Source organism: Pseudomonas sp., assembly GCF_035554175.1.
GTDB lineage: Bacteria > Pseudomonadota > Gammaproteobacteria > Pseudomonadales > Pseudomonadaceae > Aquipseudomonas.
The window spans coordinates 442,606-461,397 of the sequence record NZ_DATMIV010000019.1 but is presented as its reverse complement, the minus strand read 5'-3'; the positions used below and the strand labels follow the sequence as shown (position 1 = coordinate 461,397).

Here is an 18,792-nt window from a genome sequence, read left to right as displayed (position 1 = left end):
CCATGTCGAACTTAGTGACCAATGTTGGACACGCCCATGGTGACCATGGGCACGATGACCATCACCACGACTCGGGCGAGATGACCGTATACGGTTTCTGGCTCTACCTGATGACCGACTGCATTCTGTTTGCGTCGATCTTCGCGGTGTACGCAGTACTGGTAAACAACGTTGCCGGTGGCCCGTCGGGCCACGACATCTTCGAACTGCCATACGTGTTGGGCGAAACCGCTCTGCTGTTGTTCAGTTCGATCACCTACGGCTTCGCCATGCTGGCGTTGTACAAAGGCAAGAAGCAGGCTGTCCTGGGCTGGTTGTTCATGACCTTCCTGCTCGGCGCAGGCTTCATCGCCATGGAGATCAACGAGTTCCACCTGCTGATCTCCGAGGGCTTCGGTCCTAGCCGTTCGGGCTTCCTGTCGGCGTTCTTCACCCTGGTCGGTACCCACGGTCTGCACGTTTCGGCCGGTCTGATCTGGATGGGCATCATGATGTATCAGGTCAACAAGCATGGCCTGACGTCGACCAACAAGACCCGTCTGAGCTGCCTGAGCCTGTTCTGGCACTTCCTGGACGTGGTCTGGATCTGCGTCTTCACCGTTGTTTACCTGATGGGGACTCTGTAATGGCTAACGCACACTCCCATGACAGCCACGATGCTGGCCACGGCAGCGTCAAGTCGTACGCCATCGGCTTCATCCTGTCGGTAATCCTGACCGTCATTCCGTTCGGTCTGGTGATGTACCCGACCCTGCCGAAGTCGACGACGCTGGCTATCGTTCTGCTGTTCGCGGTGATCCAGGTGATCGTTCACCTGTATTACTTCCTGCACCTGGACCGTTCCATTGCCCAACGTAACAACGTGATCGCATTCGTCTTTACGGCGATCGTGATCGTGCTGCTGGTTGGCCTGTCGCTGTGGATCATGTTCAGCATCCACACGTACATGATGGCGAAGTGAGGTAGACCCGATGTCGCTCAAGCACTTTATCCAAATCACCAAACCGGGGATCATTTTCGGTAACGTGCTTTCTGTGGCAGGCGGGTTCTTCCTGGCCTCGAAAGGGCATGTCGATCTGGCGGTGTTTCTGGCCGCCATGATCGGTACTTCCCTGGTCGTGGCCTCCGGTTGCGTGTTCAACAACTGCATCGACCGCGACATCGACCTGAAGATGGAACGCACCAAGAACCGTGTGCTGGTACAGGGCCTGATCTCCCTGAAACTGGCCTTGGTCTACGCGACCATTCTGGGTGTTCTCGGCGTTGCGTTGTTGTACAAGGTGGCCAACCCGTTGGCTGCCCTGTTCGCGGTAATCGGCTTCGTCATCTACGTCGGCTTCTACAGCCTGTACCTCAAGCGCAAGTCGGTTCACGGCACGCTGGTGGGCAGTCTGTCGGGCGCCATGCCGCCAGTGATCGGTTACGTTGCCGTGACCAACAGCTTCGACATGGCCGCGCTGACCCTGCTGGTGATGTTCAGCCTGTGGCAGATGCCGCATTCCTACGCCATCGCAATCTTCCGTTTCAACGATTACCTGGCCGCATCGATTCCGGTGCTGCCAGTGAAGCGCGGAATTCAAGTGGCGAAGAAGCACATCCTGCTCTACATCCTGGCGTTCCTCGTGGCGACCTTGATGCTGACCTTCAGCGGCTACGCCGGCATGAGCTACCTCGCCGTCGCCGCCGCCATGGGCATGTACTGGCTGTACATGGCCTGGACCGGCTACAAGGCAGTTGATGACACGGTCTGGGCACGCAAGCTGTTCGTGTTCTCGATCTTCACCATCACTGCACTGAGCGTCATGATGTCCCTGGACTTCAAGGTGCCGGCAGAGCTGCTGCTGACGTACGCGCCGTAAGGCTCAAAGGCTTCAGGAAAAACCCCGCACGTTGAGAGATGTGCGGGGTTTTTTGTTGGGTGAAATCTGCTCCTTCGGGGTGCTGCGATTGGCGAGCAGGCTCGCTCCCACAGTTTGCGGTTGCGGCCATTCGGTAAAAGACCTAGATTCGGATCCAACCCTGACAGTAGTAGCTCCAGGCCATCCTCCGGTGCTCGACTGTCTCAACCCGTGCATTGAACAAAAGGCTGGGCGCAATGACCGAACGGATGACCTGCGATGAACGCTTTATCGCCCTGGCCGAAGAACTCAACTACGACATCTATGGCGAGAACACCGCCGGTGGCAATTACGCGCCGCTGATCCGTCACCACGATGAGTTGTACATCAGCGGCATGGTGCCGCGGGTCGATGGCAGGATTCTGTACCCCGGCCGCGTGGGGCTGGAATTGACGCTCAAGGATGCACAAGCCGCGGCGAGCATCAGCGCCATGCGTTGCCTGGCGCTGATCGTCGATGCGGTGGGTTCGCTGGACAAGATCCGTGCGTTGTTGCGGGTCACGGTGTATGTGAAGTCGACCGCTGACTTCGTAGATCTGAGCGAAGTGGCCAACGGCGCATCGGATGTGTTCAGCCATGTGCTGGGCGATGCCGGGCGGCACACCCGCACGACCATCGGCGTTTATCAGTTGCCGAAGAATGCGGCGATTGAAGTGGACATGATTGCAGCGCTGCATCCTTCGGCCTGAGCCGTACTCGCCGCCAACAAAAAGCCCCGCCTGATCATTCAGCACGGGGCTTTTTCACAAGCACTCTGCGTATTACTGCGCCGCAATGCTGTACCCATCAAACGCAGTCTGCTGTTGCAACGCGGTAATGATGTTCTTGCGGTTCACAGCCTGTTCCGTGCCAGAGTTATCGACGAAGGTTTCGCTTGCCAGCTCGGCCTCGTCACCTTCACCCACGAAGGTGAAACCGAGAAACTCCAGCGCCTCACGGTCAACATTCAGACGTGAACGCGGGGTGCGCATTGGCAGGGTCACGCTGGCGCCGTCCTTGCTGATGGTGAAGATTTCCACTTCTTTCTTCTTCGCAGCCTTGCTCTTGCCACCGCTCGGATTGCTGATCGCCTGATGGGTCTGATTCAGCACTTTCAGCGCCAGGCCATAAACGATTTCCTGAAATGCCGGATCGTCCTTGAAGCAGGACAGAATGCGCCCGATCGAAAACTTGCTGCTCAGGTCTTCCAGTGCGGCGATGTCCGCGGCCTCGGCGTCCTTGAGGCGCTTGAGCTCGCCCATCAGCTCGTACGCCTTGTCGTCATCGAAGCTGTCATGCGCCTGACGGATCGCCGCACGCAATTCGCGGATCTGGTCGCTTTCGCGGGTCGACTGGAACGCGTCCAGGACCATCTCGCTGATGATTTTCGCTTGTGGCAAATGTTGTGAAAGATTGATGGAGTTTTCGTATTCCGCTTTGGACGACTGGGTGACTACGGATTCAGCGGTGTTGAAATCGGACATTGAAATTTCACTACTTTTTTAACTTGAGTTGAGACGAGAAAGCACGAGGTCTTTTTCAGGCCGACTAATTTAGGGGAGCGGGGCAGCGTTGTCACGGAGCAACGGGCTGGCGGTCGGGTTTTTTCCCGAAGCGTGCTATTTCAGACGCGGACGCTCCATGGCAATCACCGACGTCTCGAAGCCCAGGCTGGCGAAAAAAGCTTCAGCACCCTCGCGTCCAGCGCGCAGCACCCAAGTGATATCAGGGTTGTCGCCCATCACATGCTCGACAAGTGCGCGGCCGATTCCCTTGCGCCGATGCTGGTCATCGACCACAACCATCGACAGATAGCCGTTGGAGACCTCATCGGTAATCGCTCGAGCGAAACCGACAATCTGCCCGCCCACCAGGGCAACAGCCGTGCGCTGCGAATTTTGCACCAACCGCGCAAATGACTCGGCACCACCGGTGCGATGGCCCCAGCCATGCTGGCCGAGAAACAGCCTCGCTACCTCTGTTTCGCTGGGGTGCAAGTCGCGCACGGTCAGGGTGTCGTTCATGGGAGGTACAAGTCCTTGTTCAGTTTTCAATCGTGAATGATTACGTCCGACCGACGTCAGGTTTGCCCCACGTACGCATCGCAAACTCGACAAAGCGTCTGAGCTTCGGCAATCGATAACGATCCTGCGCATACAGCAGATGCATCGGCCGGCTCGGCGGTTGGTAATCCGTCATTACCCTGATCAGTTTGCCGTCGCGCAGATCCTGTTCGACCAGCGCATCGGGCAGCATCATGATGCCCATGCCGTTGCGCGCTGCCTGATGCAATCCGGCGGAGCTGTTGATCAGCATCGGTCCGCTCACGTCGACGAGGACTTCGCCTTCCGGCCCGCTCAGACGCCAGCGTTTTTCAACCGATTGCCAATCATCGCCGGCCGGGTAGGCGAAGGACAGGCAATCGTGCTGCTGCAAGTCCTGTGGCGTGTGTGGCATACCGCGTCGCGCCAGGTAATCCGGCGACGCGCAGACCGTCAGGGTGTAGTCGATCAAGGGGCGAGCGATCAGGTTGGATTGATCGAAACTGCCCAACCTGAAGGCGACATCGAGTCCGTTCTCCAGCAGGTCAGGACGGCCGTTGGTCAGCACCACGTCGAGTTTCACTTGCGGATACAGCAAAGAATATTCGCTGAGTGCCGGAGTCAGCCGTTCAACGCCAAAGGTCAGCGGTGCAGCAATACGCAGCAAGCCGCGCGGCTCGTCCGAAGCTTGTTCGGCAAGGCGTTCCGAGTCGGCCACCAGGCCAAGAACTTCGAGGCAACGTTGATAATAGAGGCTACCGAACTCGGTCAGTCGCTGACGCCGCGTGGTGCGTTGCAGCAGTTGCACACCGAGGCGTTGCTCCAGCGCGCGCAGGTGGTTGCCCACCATGGTTGTCGACATTTCGCACTGCAATGCGGCTGCCGTCATGCTCCCGGTTTCCACCACTTTGACGTAGACGCCCATCGACTGGAACAAATCCATTATCAAGCTCAGCTTTTAAATGATTGAAGTTTTTCCGAGTTTATCCAGCTCAGGTGGCTAACCATACTGCAAACATCCCGCCCTGTAATGGAGTTCCACGTCATGACCGCCGCCCTGATGAACACCTACCAACCACTGGCCCTGAGTTTTACAAAAGGCCTGGGCACGCGCCTGTGGGATCAGGCGGGGCGCGAGTATCTGGATGCCGTTGCCGGAGTGGCAGTGACCAACGTCGGCCATTCGCATCCGCGCATTGTTTCGGCGATCAGTGAGCAGGCAGGATTGTTGTTGCACACCTCCAATCTGTACTGCATCGACTGGCAGCAACAACTGGCGAAGCGCCTGACTGCTTTGTCCGGGATGGAGCGGGCGTTCTTCAACAACTCCGGCGCCGAAGCGAACGAAACGGCGCTGAAACTGGCGCGTCTGTACGGCTGGCGCAAAGGCATCGAGCAACCGCTGGTGGTGGTCATGGCCAACGCTTTTCATGGCCGTACCCTTGGCACTCTGTCCGCCAGCGATGGCCCGGCAGTGCGGCTGGGCTTCAACGAGCTGCCGGGGGATTTCGTCAAGGTGCCGTTCGGCGATCTCGCGGCGCTGGAGCAAATACAACGCAAACACGGCGCGCGCATCGTCGCGATTCTGGTGGAACCGATCCAGGGCGAAAGCGGCGTACAAGTCGCACCGCCGGGTTATCTCAAGGCCCTGCGCGCCCTGTGCAACAGCCACGCTTGGCTGCTGATGCTCGATGAAATCCAGACCGGCATCGGTCGCACCGGGCAATGGTTCGCCTTTCAACACGAAGGCATCGTGCCCGACGTCATGACGCTGGCCAAAGGCTTGGGCAACGGCGTGCCGATCGGTGCGTGTCTGGGCCGCGGGCGAGCGGCGGACCTGTTCACCCCAGGCAGTCATGGCAGCACCTTCGGCGGCAACCCGCTGGCCTGCCGGGTTGGCTGCACCGTGCTGGACATCATCGATGAGCAAGGGCTGTTGGAAAATACGCGGGTGCAAGGCGCACGGTTGCTGGAGCGCCTGCGCGCCGAACTGGCAGACAATCCGAATGTGCTGGCGATTCGTGGGCAGGGCCTGATGATCGGCGTCGAGCTCAAACAACCGGTGCGCGACCTGACGCTGATTGCGGCGCGGGACCATGGCTTGTTGATCAACGTGACTCGTGGCAAGACCATCCGGCTGCTGCCGCCGCTGACGATTGATGAGCGCGAGGTGGGGATGATTGTCAGAGGGGTTGGGCGGGCTCTGGCCGCACATTGATTGGGCTGCGCAAAACCTTGTGGGAGCGAGCCTGCTCGCGAAAGCGGTCGATTATTCAAAGTAGATGTCGACTGATATTGCGCCTTCGCGAGCAGGCTCGCTCCCACAGGTCAGCGCATAGATTTAGTCCGGCGCATCTTCTAACTCCGGCGCCAGCATCCTCGTCTTCTCCGCCCCATTCGAGTTGTGCTGAACAATCTCGCTCGGCTGCCCCAGTTCATTGAAAAACACCTGTCCAATACCCGCCGAATTCCACAGCCGTTCCCCGGCCTCGGCGTGTTCCGGCGTGTACGGGACGATGCGCATCAGGCGGCGTTTGGTAAACCAGTTCAACGGCGAGCGCGGTGAGTAGAGCCAGCGGTTGAGGCGGTCGAACCATTCCAGCAGGGTCGGTGGAAACTCATTCTTGATGCCGCTGCTGGTGATCTGCCAGATCCGTGGGCCGGCCTTACGGTGACGGATCAAGACTTCGTAGACGAAGGAATAATGCACATCGCCGGACAGCACCACGTAGTTCCCCGGTGTGCGCGAGTGTCGGAAAATGTTCAGGATCACCTGCGCCGCGCCGCGATGGGCCATCCAGTTTTCCGCGTCGACCAGCAGCGGATAACCGCACCAGCTGAACACCTTCTGCACGGTTTCAATCAGCTTCACGCCGAAGATCGGCGCTGGGGAAACGATGATCGCTGACGGATGATCGAGCAGTTCCTGCTGCAGCTCGCTCAACGCTTCCCAGTCGAGCAGCCCCGACGGTTGCTTGAGGGCCATCTCGCTGCGCCACCGCCGCGTCCGCGTATCGAGCACTACCAGCGCCGGACTGCTCGGCAGCACGAAGTGCCATTGCTGAAAACGCAGCAACTGATCGATCAGATCGTCCTGCACCGGCATGTCCAGATAGCCGTCATCACCGCTGGCGCTCAGTTGCGCAGTTTTCTCCAGCATGCCCTGGAAGGCATTCGGATTATTGCCCCAACCCTGGCACAGCATGTAAGCAATCAGCGCGTTGCCGATGATGCGCTTGGAGAACGGATGGCCGTAGGCAGTTTCTTCCCACTGCGCAGAAAGATTCCAGTCGTCGGTGATGTCGTGATCATCAAAGATCATCAGGCTCGGCAGATGCGCCAGCGCCCGCGCGATATTGCCCAAGCCAGCCTTGAAGGCATCGATGCGCGTCTGTTCCACGCTGTAACGCTTGCGGCGTTCAGGCGTCAGCGTCGGCGCGCTCGGATCGATCAGTGACCACGGCGTCGGCGACCACACCAGCATGTACATCGCCATGACTTCGGCAAATGTCACCAGATGATTGTCCGCGCTGCTGCTGGTGAAAATCGGCTTACGCGCACCGCCGAAAAATCGCTCGCGCAACGTCTCGTTGCTCTCAAGCGCCGGTAACAAATCCGCGCGGTGGTAGTAACTGGCCGGGTGCTCGTAGAGTCTGGCGCTGTCGCTGACCACGGCACCGTCCAGGTGCTCATCGAACAGGCCCAGGCGCCCGATCAAGGCATGAATCGCCCGCAGCGTGGGCCCGGCGACGTCGTCGGCGTAAACCTGATCGCCGCTCATCATCAGCAACGCCGGGCGTTGTTGCGCGTCGGTTTCTTCGGCCAGCAATTGATCGACGCAGAGCAAACCATCGGTTGCCGGATGATGCGGCTTGCGGCAAGAGCCGTGGAGGAGTTGGTCGATTCGCGAACGCACCACGAGGTTCGCGCAGGCGCCGTCGGCGTACAGCAGATGCGGCGCCCATTCGGCGATACCGCGGGTGCCGTCAATCAGCAGGTCATAGTCGATGCGCGTGTCGCAGGGCAGGGCGTTTTCAAGTGGAACATCAATCAGATGTACGAACGCATGTCGACCTACGGCAATGACCGTGCATTTCTCGCTATCGAGCGGAATCTCTCCTACACCCTGCAGGCGCAAGGTCAGCGACAATTCACGCGTCCCCACCAGCCACAGCACCACGCGCTTCGGCTCCAGCCTTCGCAACAGCGGGCCGGTAACAACGGCGGGCAATGGGGTCATGTCATCTAATGTTCGGGGCATCCGCTTCATAGCTCAGGGCGCACAGCCGGCGATGATAACGCAGCTGGCGTTGTGAACGCTTAAGCGAGGCTTAAGCCGAGAGGTCCAACGTCAACAGTCGCCGCCCGCCAGATGACGTCTGGTTCCGCACCAGGCAGTCGAAACGCTTTGCCATCGACTTCGCCCCGATAAGACAATAAAAGGCTATGCCCGATAACGCCGCAGTAGACTGCGCCACGGTCGAATCGAGTGAATAATTCATGAACATGAGAGAGCGAAGCATGGAAGCCGAAATCAGCGTATACGAGCACTATTGCGAGCAGGTCAGACATCATCAAGACGAGCGCCGCGCAATAGCGAATACATTGACGGTCGTCATTGGAGCGTTGATTGCGGTGATGGCTATTGATCAACGGCTGGACGAGCAAGACAGCTGGCTTGTCTACGCGCTGATGGTTGTTGGTGTTCTGGGCTCGGTGTGTATGGTCAAGTGCCATGGACTGATCAGGTTTTACAAGGCCATGTCTGAAACCATGGCACTGCGTATCGGATACCGCACGCCAGGCCCGTTTGATGTGAAAGTGCTGGAAGAAACCGTAATGCTTGCCCAGTCCGAGTTCTGGCAAGCAGTGGGTAAGATCAGGCTGTGGAAATTGTGGTTGGCATTTTTCATATTCGTCATTATTGCGGCCATTTCACTGTATTTCTCTCTGCCGGCAAGTGGCTGGATTCCGCTGAATAACGCACCAGGCTCATGATCGGTTGAAAGGGAAATAACCTTTTTGGCTAGAGGACATCTTTCAGATATCCCTTCAGCGCGAGGAGCGGCTGATCCAGTTGCTCCAGCGATTGCGCCTGAGCGAGCTCTTCCGACAACTTGCGCAGCTCCCGCCCCAACGGCTTCTCGACCCCGCCCAGCGCATCCAGCGCCAGGTTCAGGCATTCGTTCATCTTGAACTGAATGGAGTGCATATCGCCACGCTTCACCAGTAGCTCGAAAACGTCTTTCTGGTAATCGCCCATGACCATGTCATCGCGCAGGATCGGGCTCAGGCCTTCTTCTTCATAAGCGAGTTTGAGAGAGAAGAGGGCGACGGTTTCCAGTGAAGTTTCCATGGGGTGTCTGTCCTTTGGAGTGGAGGACTTGAAGGCAGCGCGCAAAATACCAGCGGAGGTCTGTGGTGCGGGCGTGATTATACGGGCGGTGGTCGCATTCGGGGCAACGCTCCGGTGAACAGGAACAAATCGATCTGGTCGACGGAGTAAGTGTTGGAGCGGGGGCGGCAGATTGTTGAACGAATGTTTGGAGAAGCGGTGCAGGGTGGGTGCGTTTGTGATCATGAAACATGAGTTTGTGCCGAGGTGGTAAACGGCAGCTAAGTACCCACCATATCAACCGGAACAACAAGAAGGCCGGCGCGCTATCCGAGCGCTTTTTTGAATGATAGGTTTACCTCTCGAAAAGGATTTTTTGACAGGAGTCATCCATGGCTAACCCAGCCGCTCGTAAAAGCGATCCCTCCAGCTGTCCTGTGCCTGGGCACGGAACAAATCCCATCGCGACAGGTTCGCCTGACGTGTTTTTCGATGGTTTGCCCGCCGCTCGCCAAGGTGATTCATGCACCTGCGGCAGTGCGCTCTCTTCGGGGCTTTCCTCAACCGTTTTCATAAATGGCAAAAACGCTGCCACGATCAATACGGGCGGTACGCACGGCAGCATCGTAATAGGCGGGTCGAGCACAATCATCATCGGTGATACGCACACCCCTTGCGCCTTTGTTCCACCGGAACCTTTAATCGGACAAGCCAGATGGATTGGCTTCAAAATCCCTGCTGAGGAAAGCTATGAGGGACTGTCTTGCGTGGCGCACTTTGATGATGGTTCATCATTACCGGGCGTCTTCAACAAGGACAACACGGTTAAATTCGCAAATCCATCCGGCAAGACCTGCTTGATGCTCAAATTCGAGGAAGAACAGCCCGCAGAAGGCTCGTCTCTTACTGAAAGCCTTTTGAGCAAAATATTGGGATAAGGACCATCCTATGACCGAGCCGTACATTGTGACAGGCAGCTATGTAGTCCAGCGCGAGCACGCCCTGCAAGACTCGCCGCTCGACAGGGCGTTAGAGCTGATGGAGGGCACTGCGCTGAGGTTTTCACTGGATGCGATCTCTGATGAAAAGATAAGGGCGAGCTATCTCAGAAATATCAAACGCATGTCTCTACAAACGATAGAGGATGTTAAAGCGGGAAAGATTACCGCTCAAGAAGGGGTCGCGTTCAGTCATGAGATGCGAAACAAAATCTTGATCGAACACCGCAAATTGACGTCTGCGCAGGGCTTGGCGGTGGTTCAAAGGAAGAAGCAAGATGGCAGGACGCTGAAGTGGCTACTGGATCGCTACTCAAATGATCTCTTCAAAAAAAGTTACGAGACCCTTTCAGCGGCAGAGCAGCAGAAGGTTCATTACACCATTCTGGAAGCTGCCGGTCGGGATGATGCCAAATTCACCAAGGGCACAAAAAAAATGGTGATTATGGGCAAGCTTGGCGTTCTCGTGACCGCCGCCTTGGCGACTTATCAAATCCTGGAAGCTGATAACAAACCTAAAGAAGCGGCTCGGCAAGGGATGATCGTGGGCGGCGGCGCCGCAGGCGGCCTCCTCGCTGGCGCAGGAGTCATCGCATTGTGTGGTCCCGGCGCTCCTATATGCGCAATTGCGGTGGTATTGGTCGGATCTGTCGCCGGCGGAGTTGCTGGAGGACTGGTCGCGGACTCGCTGGATGAAGAACTGGAGGAGTTTTCTCATTGGGACATCTTCTGACTGAACCACAACTGACAAACGTCAGAGCCGCACTTTCAGAGCCTTTTAACCATTTTCCTACTGATTACGACTATGTCGCTCGTCAGCTCAAAGGCGTTGATCCAGCGGTGCTCTACAAGATTTTTTTTTCAGAAGTAGCGCCAGTGTGCTTCACAAACATTGCGGCAGTCCTGCCGACTGTGTGGACTGGATTCGACCCGAATTGGCTCAGGGCCGAAATAGAGGAAAGGCTCGCGGCGAGACGGCGCAATTGGTTTCGCAGGCAGTACGACAAATTATTGGTACGTTGGTTGGAGTACAACTATGACTACATGTGGAAGGAAATAGCCTCTAGGCTGTGAGGTCGGGGTCACGCGTTAGGTAGGTAACGTTTGGTGTCCCGCGACTGGGGGGAAGCAGCATCTGAGGTGTCTGCGATGCAGTGATTCCGACTGCTTCAACTGCTCCCAGTCAGTACGGGGCTTAAATGATCAGCGTTGCACCAACCACTTTCCTCCAGACGAAAAAAAGGCCCTGCTTTCGCAAGACCTTTTTCTCTGTGTTGGTGCCCAGAGGGAGACTGTAGTGTTCCAGTAAACTCAAGGCCTCCAGAGAGGTTTGCTATCTCGGGATACATGTAGGGATACATGATCGCGTTTGCTGGCCAAGTATGAAGAGTCTTTACGGCATCATGCAAACCCTTAGTAAGCTTGGCGTCGTTCGTCTCTCTTTAAGGGGCGATACTAAGTATCGTTAGCCCAGAGAGCGGAGATCTGCTTCGAACGTCTCATAAAAATCCCATCCCAGCAAAGTCACGACCTCAAATGCAAGATTCTGAGTTTTGTAGGGGGCGAACTGTTCGCCAGCTTCTGCAATGAGCAGATCGAAACAAGTCGTAACCGCTTTGTGAGGCTTACCTTCCTCCCAGTGTATGGATTGATTCCTACCCTGCCAGATCACTTGCTTCAACACTTGGGTGCCGATAGCGTAACCGTCAGGACAAGCATCTAGGCTCGATTGAGCGATCGAAATTCCCTGTTTTGCATATTGCAAAAGGCTGGCGGCCATTGAAGATCGTGAAAATGCTCGCGCGGCGAGCTGGTCGTGCGCCTGGGTTAGACGATCCGTCACACCGTGACGCTGTTTATCTGGGCCAAAGTAGGTTCCCCACTGAATCCCTGCTCCCGCCATGACATCGTCAGGGTCTTCAGAATCCTTCCAAGCTGCGGCTCTTCGATAGCCATCACGAGCTTCAGCGTTGAGCTTCTCAACTTGGGCTCGAAGCTCTTCAACCTGTCGATGCTCCTCCCAGAGAAGGCCTATAACCGAGCGAGCAGCGTGCTCAATTTCTGAAAGGTAAGAATTGATGTTCATTGTTCTCGTTTCTTTCGAGGTTTCCGGCGAGCCAATTTTCGAGCCGCTAGCTGCCGGATAAGTGAGGAAGGCACTGAGAGCACATCGCTAGCTCTCAGAGCGAGATCGCAGTGCTTTGCGGAAAGCTACGGTTTTTCTGACCGAGTGTCTATCGACAGCTCTGCGCACGAGGTCGCTCTGCACTCTTCAGGTTTGTAACGGGTTTGGGCACTCAGCGTGAAGGATAGGGGTGGCAAATTCTGCCGGGGCCCCTGAGGAGTTCTAACCAATACGGGGTCGGAAACCCGCGGGCCTTGGTTAGTGGAAGGTTTTCAAAGTTACTGAAATTTCAGTCATTGAAATCGATAGAATTCTGCTGAAAAGAGGCCATCGTTACCGCATTGGTAACGATGGCCTTTTGTGTTGATGATTATGGAAACCTTGGGCCGTCAACCGAGTCAACCTGTCAACCAATGTAGAAAAATCAGCCACTACCAAGATCGCGCGGGTTTTGTGCCCCGTGTCGTTCAGAAATGCTCAGGGTCCCCCGGCGACCTCCCATCATCTTGTGCAATTGCACAGGTGAACTGTGTGTTCACCCAGTTCACCTGTTCACTAAGCTGGGTACCTGTCCGCTAACAAGGTCCGGCGGATTTCCTACCCCGTGGGGGGCATATTCCCTCAGGGGCCCCGCCCCCGCTCTCGCTGAAGTGTTCATCGCGGTGGGAGCTTTGATTGTGGGGGGCGGGGGCGGATACCTAACAAATGTCGTGTTACAGGTGTTACTGGTGTAGCAAGCGGTCTCAACCTATTGAATTTAAACGATAAATTATGAGTAACACTGGTCAGGAGCAATCCCGGTATTCGGTGTAACAACGCGGATCGGTGTAACATATCGGTCGATAGCAGAGAGGAACAAAGCTCGACTTTTTATGGGCTTCCGATCAGCGATATGCGCTCACCTCCAACGGCCGTTGATAAGGTGACGACCGAGCGTCCAACCCTCACCGATGATAGGATGCGTTCCTAAATGGCGGCTCTGACTACATCGAGCCTTGCTAAGCGTATTTTACAAACGATCAAACAAACGGAAAAAACCTTGCCAGCTTCTTTTGAGTGCTTCGCTAGAGCAAACGGGAATGAATAAATTCGTCCAGTGGCGAGGTAAGGGGTATCCGTTCTCCACTGATGCCATCCTTGACAGCTTACTTGCCAACTTCAAAAATTCGGGAGAGACTCAGGAGGTGTCCTTCCGAGAGCTCGTGCCATGGATGAAGGTGGGAGAGCGTGCGACGCACTACATTCATAGTTACCCAGCGAAGCTCTTGCCGCACATTGCGCATTTCTTCTTGGCGTCAGATCGAGTCTGCCCCCTAGCAGGTCGGGTGCTTGACCCTTTCTCAGGTACAGGAACAGTTGCGTTAGAGGCAATGCTATCCGGTCGTGAAGCGTTCTATGCGGATGCTAATCCATTAGCGCGTTTGATAACCTCAGCAAAGACGACCCTTGTAAGTGAAGAAAATCTTAACGAGGCGTTCAAACAGTGCCTTTCAGACTTCAAAAAAAATCGTACACGGTCTCATCCTGAAATCGTGAATATCGAGCACTGGTACACTCCTGAAACCATCAAGCATCTTAGTCGACTTAAAGCAGCTATAGGCCATCAACCTAATGGCATAATTAAAGACTTTCTTCTGGTCACGTTTTCATCGGTTACAAGAAAAAGCAGTTTGGCGGATCCACGATTATCCGTCCCAGTAAAAATCAAAGACTATCCAGGTCGAAGGGATCGTAAATCTACAAGCGTAATTGATCTTTTCTCGGAACAGTTCGAATCAAACCTAAAACGCATGCGCGAATTGTCCGCCATGGACAGCGGCACGCATAGACCCTGTCTGGCGGGAAGAGACGCGCGCAGATTAGTTGTTGAGTCGGGACAGCCCTTAGCTTCTAGCTCTATAGACCTAGTGATAACTTCTCCGCCGTATGCGGGAGCGCAGAAGTACATTAGGGCGACTAGTCTTAACTTAGGCTGGCTAGAATTTGCGAAGCCTTGCGAGCTTCGCGGTCTTGAAGACCAAAATATTGGAAGAGAGCACATACCAAAACAGAAATACGTTAGCTTTTCGAGTACCGGCATAAAAGAAGCTGATAAAATCTTAAAAAATGTATACGAAGTAAACCCGCTGCGAGCATCTATCGCCTCCACCTATTTGATCGAGATGCGACAGGCTCTGACAGAAGTATTTAGAGTTTTAAAGCCAGGCGGACAACTTGTCTTGGTGATTGGGAATAATATTGTATGCGGGCATGAGTTTATGTCTTCAAACTATTTGCTAGAGATTTGTGAAAGTTTGGGTATGGAGCTAAGGCTGAAGCTGATCGACTCGATCAAATCAAGAGGTTTGATGACCAAGCGTAACAAAACCGCCAGCCTTATAACTCGTGAGTGGGTCTTGGTTTTGAGGAAGATTGTTTAATGGAACTAAAAGACATACTAAAGCGTAAGATTGAAATTCTTTCTCAGCAAGCTTGGGACTCTCGGCTCACTTGGCCCGATGTTGAAGCTTGGCTAGAAAATTTTAATGGCCAGTTCAAAGATGAAAGTAATGAGAAGTTGCACGCATTACACCTGCTTTCACAAGTTAACTATTTTGGGCTTGATCTGCTTAGGGAGATGCTTAAGTGTGTATACCAAACACTCTACCGGCACCCAATAATATCTGAAATACGTCGTGCTAATAACGATACTTTAGATCCCGAAATTATCGAGCCCCTTTTTTTAGAAGAGCGCCTCAAAACTCGATTCGTCGGGGTAGGCAATCCTTCTGAAAGCGGCCCTCATCTTCTTTACTATTTCAGACAGATAAATAATCTCGGGAAGGATTTGTTTATTGATAGCGGTGATATCTTTAAATTATCCCGTGACACTCAAGGGCAAATTCAAATTTCGCAGCACGATAAAAATATAAAGCGGTATGTATTTATTGATGATTTGCTAGGATCTGGCTCGCAAATTGAAGAATATCTCTCGCACAAACTTGAAGAGATTCGCCGCTTTCCAGGTGTCGAATGTCACTACTATGCCTTATTTGCTACGACTAAAGGTTTGAAGACCGCAAGAAAACCAGAATACTTTGGGGATAACGTTTCTTGCGTGTTTGAATTGGATGAAACATTTAAATGTTTTTCACCCAATGCAAGAGCATTTGCTAACCTTCCCAATGGTCTAGACAAGCAAAGTGCGCAAGATGTCGCTGCTGGATACGGCGCTAAGCTACTCCCTAGCGATCATGTTTTAGGCTATAAAAATGGTCAGCTGCTACTCTCATTCTTGCACAACACCCCCGATAATTCTTTACCAATTATGTGGTTCGATAATCCACTATCAACCTCTTGGGTGCCGATTTTCAAACGATTCGATAAAAAATACGGAGTGTGATCTTGGAAAATAATACTAATCCATTTGATCTTATTCGGGCTGCTGACTATTCCGACCTCCAGATAAAAGATTTTTGGGTTGATTTTAAAGGGCAAGAGCTACAGGCTTTGCTCGAGCCAACTTCGATTACGTCAATGCATATTCTCGGAGGTAAGGGGAGCGGTAAGACTCACCTGATGCGATATTGCTCCTACCCCGTGCAAAAACTCCGATTTCCTGATAATTCGATAAAAGGTCTGATAAGCGAAGGCTATATCGGGATTTTCCTCCGTGCTAACACTCTAGATACGGGGAAGTTCTCCGGGAAAGGCCAGGACGGAGAAAAGTGGGGGACGCTGTTTAATTATTATTTTGAGCTAAGATTGGTTGAGAACTTGGTACTTACCTTGATAGATATATCAAAGTTCGATAACAAATTAATGCTTGAGCTCAACTCCTTGGTCGGCGATGTGTTGTTGCTGCTGGACGAGCAGCCAGCCCAAGAACCAGATACCCTAATTGGTCTTTTGGATTTTATAGTTTCACTTCGGAAAGCTGTCGACCTGAGTGTAAATAACTGTGTATTCACTAGATCGCTCAATGTAAATATACTGCTAAGTCCTGGCTCTTTACTCTTTGGTGTGCCGGCGCTCGTAACGAAGCGAATAAAAATATTCGAGAAGCTTCGATTTATATATTTGGTAGATGAGGTTGAGAACTTAACCGAAGATCAACAAAAGTTTTTGAATACGCTAATTCGTCATTCAATGGACCCCTGCAGCTTTAGACTTGGTGCTCGATTGTATGGTATCAAAACCCTTGCTAATTACGGTACTGATGAGGAAAACAAAGAAGGCTCAGAGTTTAAAGCGTTGTATTTGGATCAAATTCTGAGGTCTAAAGGGGAGGCGTTCAAGGAGTTTTCAAGAGAGTTGTGCGCCAAGCGTTTAGAGGACGGCGGTTTCGCGAACAAACCGGGTGAACAAAAACTTAAGGGCGTGCTGCAGAGTCTTTTTGAAGCGTATAGTTCGGACGATTACTATCGTAGCCACACTAAAGAGCTAGTCGGAATAGCCAAGTCATCCGACCGTCCGTACTTTAAGAGGCTTCGTGATCAGCTTCATTCAAAAGGTACAAATAATGCCGTGGCAACTGCTTCTGACGCTAAAAGAATAATCTCTTTGCTCAGCATCTATGAGCATCCCCTGGTTGAGAAAGTTAACATTTTTATGCTTTACCAAGACTGGTATCGCGGAAAAGACCTGATTAAGTCAGCGGAATTAATTTCCGAAGAATGCAAAGGTTTTCTTGCTGGTGAGCCCGGTCGGCACAAAACTTTATACGGGCACTTCGCTATAGATTTGTTGGCTCAGTTATATCGAGATTACAAACAGTCACCGACTCCAATGTATGCTGGGTTCGACTCGTTCGTCAGGATGTCAGCCTGTGTCCCAAGAAATCTGTTGGTAATACTGCAAAATGTTTACAAATGGGCATCGTTCAATGGTGATCGCCCATTCCGAGAGGGGCCTATTCCAATCCTCACTCAAGCCGAAGCTGTCATACAAAGTGCCGGGTTTTTCTTTGATGAAGACGCTAGGCCAGGTGCGGACGTTCCTAACGTTCAGCGTGCAGTAGAACGTTTGGCCGAATATCTCCGCGAGGTCCGCTTCTCCTCCAAACCAGTTGAGGTATCTCCATTAGCCTTCAGTTTGGATGTGTCTAAGCTGTCAGAAGCCGCCAAATACAATCTCAAGCGAGCAGAGAATTGGTCATATATTTTCCGCCATCCTAAAGGCCGTCCCAACGCAAACTCCAAGCGCGTCGATGAAAAATATCAACTCAACCCTATGCTGTCGCCGAAGTGGGATCTACCCGTATCTGTTCGCGGAGATGTCCGCTTGCCCCACAGCGTAGCGGAAGCCATATTCGGTACGCTTGACAGCTCAGGCTTTCAAAAAGAGTTGAACGAGGCAACCTTAGGCATGAAGGCTCCTAATTTTGGCAAGTCGAGAGCTCAGCTAAATCGTCCGCATATGGAAGAGCTATCCACCAACGGTACTCTTTCACTGAATTTTGGTGACGATGATGCGATTTGATTACTTTTATAAAACTCGCTTGCCCCTAGAAGGAAGCTGGCCGCTCGACGCCCAGTATGATGTATTCATTTCTGCATATAATTTGAGCGATCGAATTGGAGTCGTGTTCGATAAATGTCAAGCGCCGCTAAAGCTATGGCTAATTTTTCCACAATACCAATTTAACGAATCTGAGTACCCCGAAAGCGGAGAGGTGTTCTATTCGTCGCAGATGGAAGAGTCTGAGTTTTTAAACGAGTTTTTTCAGAAGTATGCTGAGTCTCTGGCAGGCAAGCGATTGTGCATTGATATAACCGGATTTATGCGGCCGCACTTATTGTTTTTGATCAAGTTGCTACAATATTATGGTCTTCTGAAATTTGACGCAATTTATTCTGAGCCTGTTCGATATCAGAAAAAAGACGATACCAATTTTTCTGCGGGTCCTGTAACGCTAGTTCGATCAATAGCCGGATTTGAAGGTGAGCCAAACAATGAAAGCTCAAACGATATTCTACTCCTCGGTATTGGCTATGATCATGAACTGCTCAAGCAAGTGGCTGAGCATAAAGACTTCGCAAATATAGTTACATTGTGGGGGTTTCCTTCTCTTAGAGCAGATATGTATCAGGAAAGTGTTGTTCGGGCTAGCAAGGCTCCAGAAGCAGCATTTCCGACTGGGAGAGGTAAGCAGCGATATTATGCTCCCGTTAACGATCCATTTTCTACCGCTGAGCGAATCCATGAAGTAGTGCAAGCGGAATCATTAAAAAAGCCTATCACGAATTTGTATTTGAGCCCTCTTTCCACTAAGGCGCAAGCACTAGGCTTTGCTTTATATTACCTCTATGCAAAAAATAACGCTTCGAGCATAGTATTCCCTTTTGCGAATGGCTATGAACAAGAAACATCTATAGGTACCGCGGAAATATGGAAATATTCAATAGAGCTACCAGCATGGACGATTTAAGATGAG

The 18,792-nt window shown here is 53.0% G+C and carries 19 protein-coding genes; 13 read left to right on the top strand and 6 right to left on the bottom strand.

Annotated features, from left to right (window positions below):
- Positions 1–2 precede the first annotated feature (2 nt).
- The 4 genes from cyoC to VNV36_RS10325 all read left to right on the top strand — a co-directional run bounded on the left by cyoC (position 3) and on the right by VNV36_RS10325 (position 2,587).
- The gene (gene cyoC / locus VNV36_RS10340; protein WP_016773303.1) at positions 3–626 is read left to right on the top strand and encodes a cytochrome o ubiquinol oxidase subunit III; all 624 of its coding nucleotides are present in this window, start codon (positions 3–5) and stop codon (positions 624–626) included.
- Positions 626–961, top strand: a complete 336-nt coding sequence (gene cyoD, locus VNV36_RS10335; RefSeq protein ID WP_011335842.1) for a cytochrome o ubiquinol oxidase subunit IV — start codon at positions 626–628, stop codon at positions 959–961. Before cyoC ends, cyoD begins: the two co-directional genes overlap by 1 nt.
- A 10-nt stretch (positions 962–971) precedes the next feature.
- Complete coding sequence (gene cyoE / locus VNV36_RS10330; protein ID WP_053123579.1) at positions 972–1,859, top strand: heme o synthase; 888 nt, start codon at positions 972–974, stop codon at positions 1,857–1,859.
- A gap of 236 nt (positions 1,860–2,095) precedes the next feature.
- Complete coding sequence (locus tag VNV36_RS10325; RefSeq protein WP_325717673.1) at positions 2,096–2,587, top strand: RidA family protein; 492 nt, start codon at positions 2,096–2,098, stop codon at positions 2,585–2,587.
- Between the two features lie 72 nt (positions 2,588–2,659).
- Here the strand turns inward: VNV36_RS10325 and VNV36_RS10320 are convergent, their stop codons facing one another.
- From VNV36_RS10320 to VNV36_RS10310, 3 genes are all read right to left on the bottom strand, one after another.
- Positions 2,660–3,361: a hypothetical protein gene (locus tag VNV36_RS10320; protein WP_325717672.1), complete on the bottom strand. Its 702-nt coding sequence runs from the start codon at positions 3,359–3,361 to the stop codon at positions 2,660–2,662.
- Positions 3,362–3,496: 135 nt separating this feature from the next.
- Complete coding sequence (locus VNV36_RS10315) at positions 3,497–3,901, bottom strand: GNAT family N-acetyltransferase (RefSeq protein ID WP_325717671.1); 405 nt, start codon at positions 3,899–3,901, stop codon at positions 3,497–3,499.
- A 40-nt stretch (positions 3,902–3,941) separates the two neighbouring features.
- A complete protein-coding gene (locus tag VNV36_RS10310; RefSeq protein WP_325717670.1) occupies positions 3,942–4,862 on the bottom strand; it encodes a LysR family transcriptional regulator in 921 nt (306 codons plus the stop codon).
- Between the two features lie 102 nt (positions 4,863–4,964).
- Between VNV36_RS10310 and VNV36_RS10305 the strand changes: the two genes are divergently transcribed.
- Positions 4,965–6,137, top strand: coding sequence for an aspartate aminotransferase family protein (locus VNV36_RS10305; RefSeq protein ID WP_325717669.1), 1,173 nt, complete (start codon positions 4,965–4,967; stop codon positions 6,135–6,137).
- Between the two features lie 123 nt (positions 6,138–6,260).
- Here the strand turns inward: VNV36_RS10305 and VNV36_RS10300 are convergent, their stop codons facing one another.
- Positions 6,261–8,180, bottom strand: coding sequence for an alkaline phosphatase D family protein (locus VNV36_RS10300; RefSeq protein WP_325717668.1), 1,920 nt, complete (start codon positions 8,178–8,180; stop codon positions 6,261–6,263).
- A 260-nt stretch (positions 8,181–8,440) separates the two neighbouring features.
- Here VNV36_RS10300 and VNV36_RS10295 point away from each other — a divergent pair, with 260 nt between their 5' ends.
- Entirely contained in the window at positions 8,441–8,917 is a 477-nt protein-coding gene (locus VNV36_RS10295; protein ID WP_325717667.1) for a hypothetical protein, read from the top strand.
- A 28-nt stretch (positions 8,918–8,945) separates the two neighbouring features.
- Here VNV36_RS10295 and VNV36_RS10290 read toward each other — a convergent pair whose 3' ends face one another.
- Positions 8,946–9,275 carry a hypothetical protein gene (locus tag VNV36_RS10290; protein WP_325717666.1) on the bottom strand — a complete coding sequence of 110 codons (330 nt, stop codon included), beginning with the start codon at positions 9,273–9,275 and terminating at the stop codon, positions 8,946–8,948.
- A 371-nt stretch (positions 9,276–9,646) separates the two neighbouring features.
- Between VNV36_RS10290 and VNV36_RS10285 the strand changes: the two genes are divergently transcribed.
- Genes VNV36_RS10285 through VNV36_RS10275 form a run of 3 tightly spaced genes read left to right on the top strand, consistent with a single transcriptional unit; the run spans position 9,647 to position 11,326 of the window.
- On the top strand, positions 9,647–10,192 hold the full coding sequence (locus VNV36_RS10285) for a PAAR domain-containing protein (RefSeq protein WP_325717665.1): 546 nt from the start codon (positions 9,647–9,649) through the stop codon (positions 10,190–10,192).
- Between the two features lie 10 nt (positions 10,193–10,202).
- Entirely contained in the window at positions 10,203–10,985 is a 783-nt protein-coding gene (locus VNV36_RS10280) for a hypothetical protein (protein ID WP_325717664.1), read from the top strand.
- Entirely contained in the window at positions 10,970–11,326 is a 357-nt protein-coding gene (locus VNV36_RS10275) for a DUF7079 family protein (protein WP_325717663.1), read from the top strand. The genes VNV36_RS10280 and VNV36_RS10275 overlap by 16 nt, the downstream gene beginning before the upstream one ends.
- A 391-nt stretch (positions 11,327–11,717) precedes the next feature.
- Here VNV36_RS10275 and VNV36_RS10270 read toward each other — a convergent pair whose 3' ends face one another.
- Entirely contained in the window at positions 11,718–12,338 is a 621-nt protein-coding gene (locus tag VNV36_RS10270; protein ID WP_325717662.1) for a hypothetical protein, read from the bottom strand.
- A gap of 1,118 nt (positions 12,339–13,456) precedes the next feature.
- Here VNV36_RS10270 and VNV36_RS10265 point away from each other — a divergent pair.
- From VNV36_RS10265 to VNV36_RS10250, 4 genes are read left to right on the top strand one after another with little or no spacing between them, the layout of a single operon-like run.
- Positions 13,457–14,797, top strand: a complete 1,341-nt coding sequence (locus VNV36_RS10265) for a hypothetical protein (protein WP_325717661.1) — start codon at positions 13,457–13,459, stop codon at positions 14,795–14,797.
- Complete coding sequence (locus tag VNV36_RS10260) at positions 14,797–15,759, top strand: phosphoribosyltransferase-like protein (protein ID WP_325717660.1); 963 nt, start codon at positions 14,797–14,799, stop codon at positions 15,757–15,759. The genes VNV36_RS10265 and VNV36_RS10260 overlap by 1 nt, the downstream gene beginning before the upstream one ends.
- A gap of 2 nt (positions 15,760–15,761) precedes the next feature.
- Positions 15,762–17,837, top strand: coding sequence for an ORC-CDC6 family AAA ATPase (locus VNV36_RS10255; protein ID WP_325717659.1), 2,076 nt, complete (start codon positions 15,762–15,764; stop codon positions 17,835–17,837).
- Complete coding sequence (locus tag VNV36_RS10250) at positions 17,827–18,786, top strand: hypothetical protein (protein WP_325717658.1); 960 nt, start codon at positions 17,827–17,829, stop codon at positions 18,784–18,786. The genes VNV36_RS10255 and VNV36_RS10250 overlap by 11 nt, the downstream gene beginning before the upstream one ends.
- The last annotated feature ends 6 nt before the right edge of the window (positions 18,787–18,792 follow it).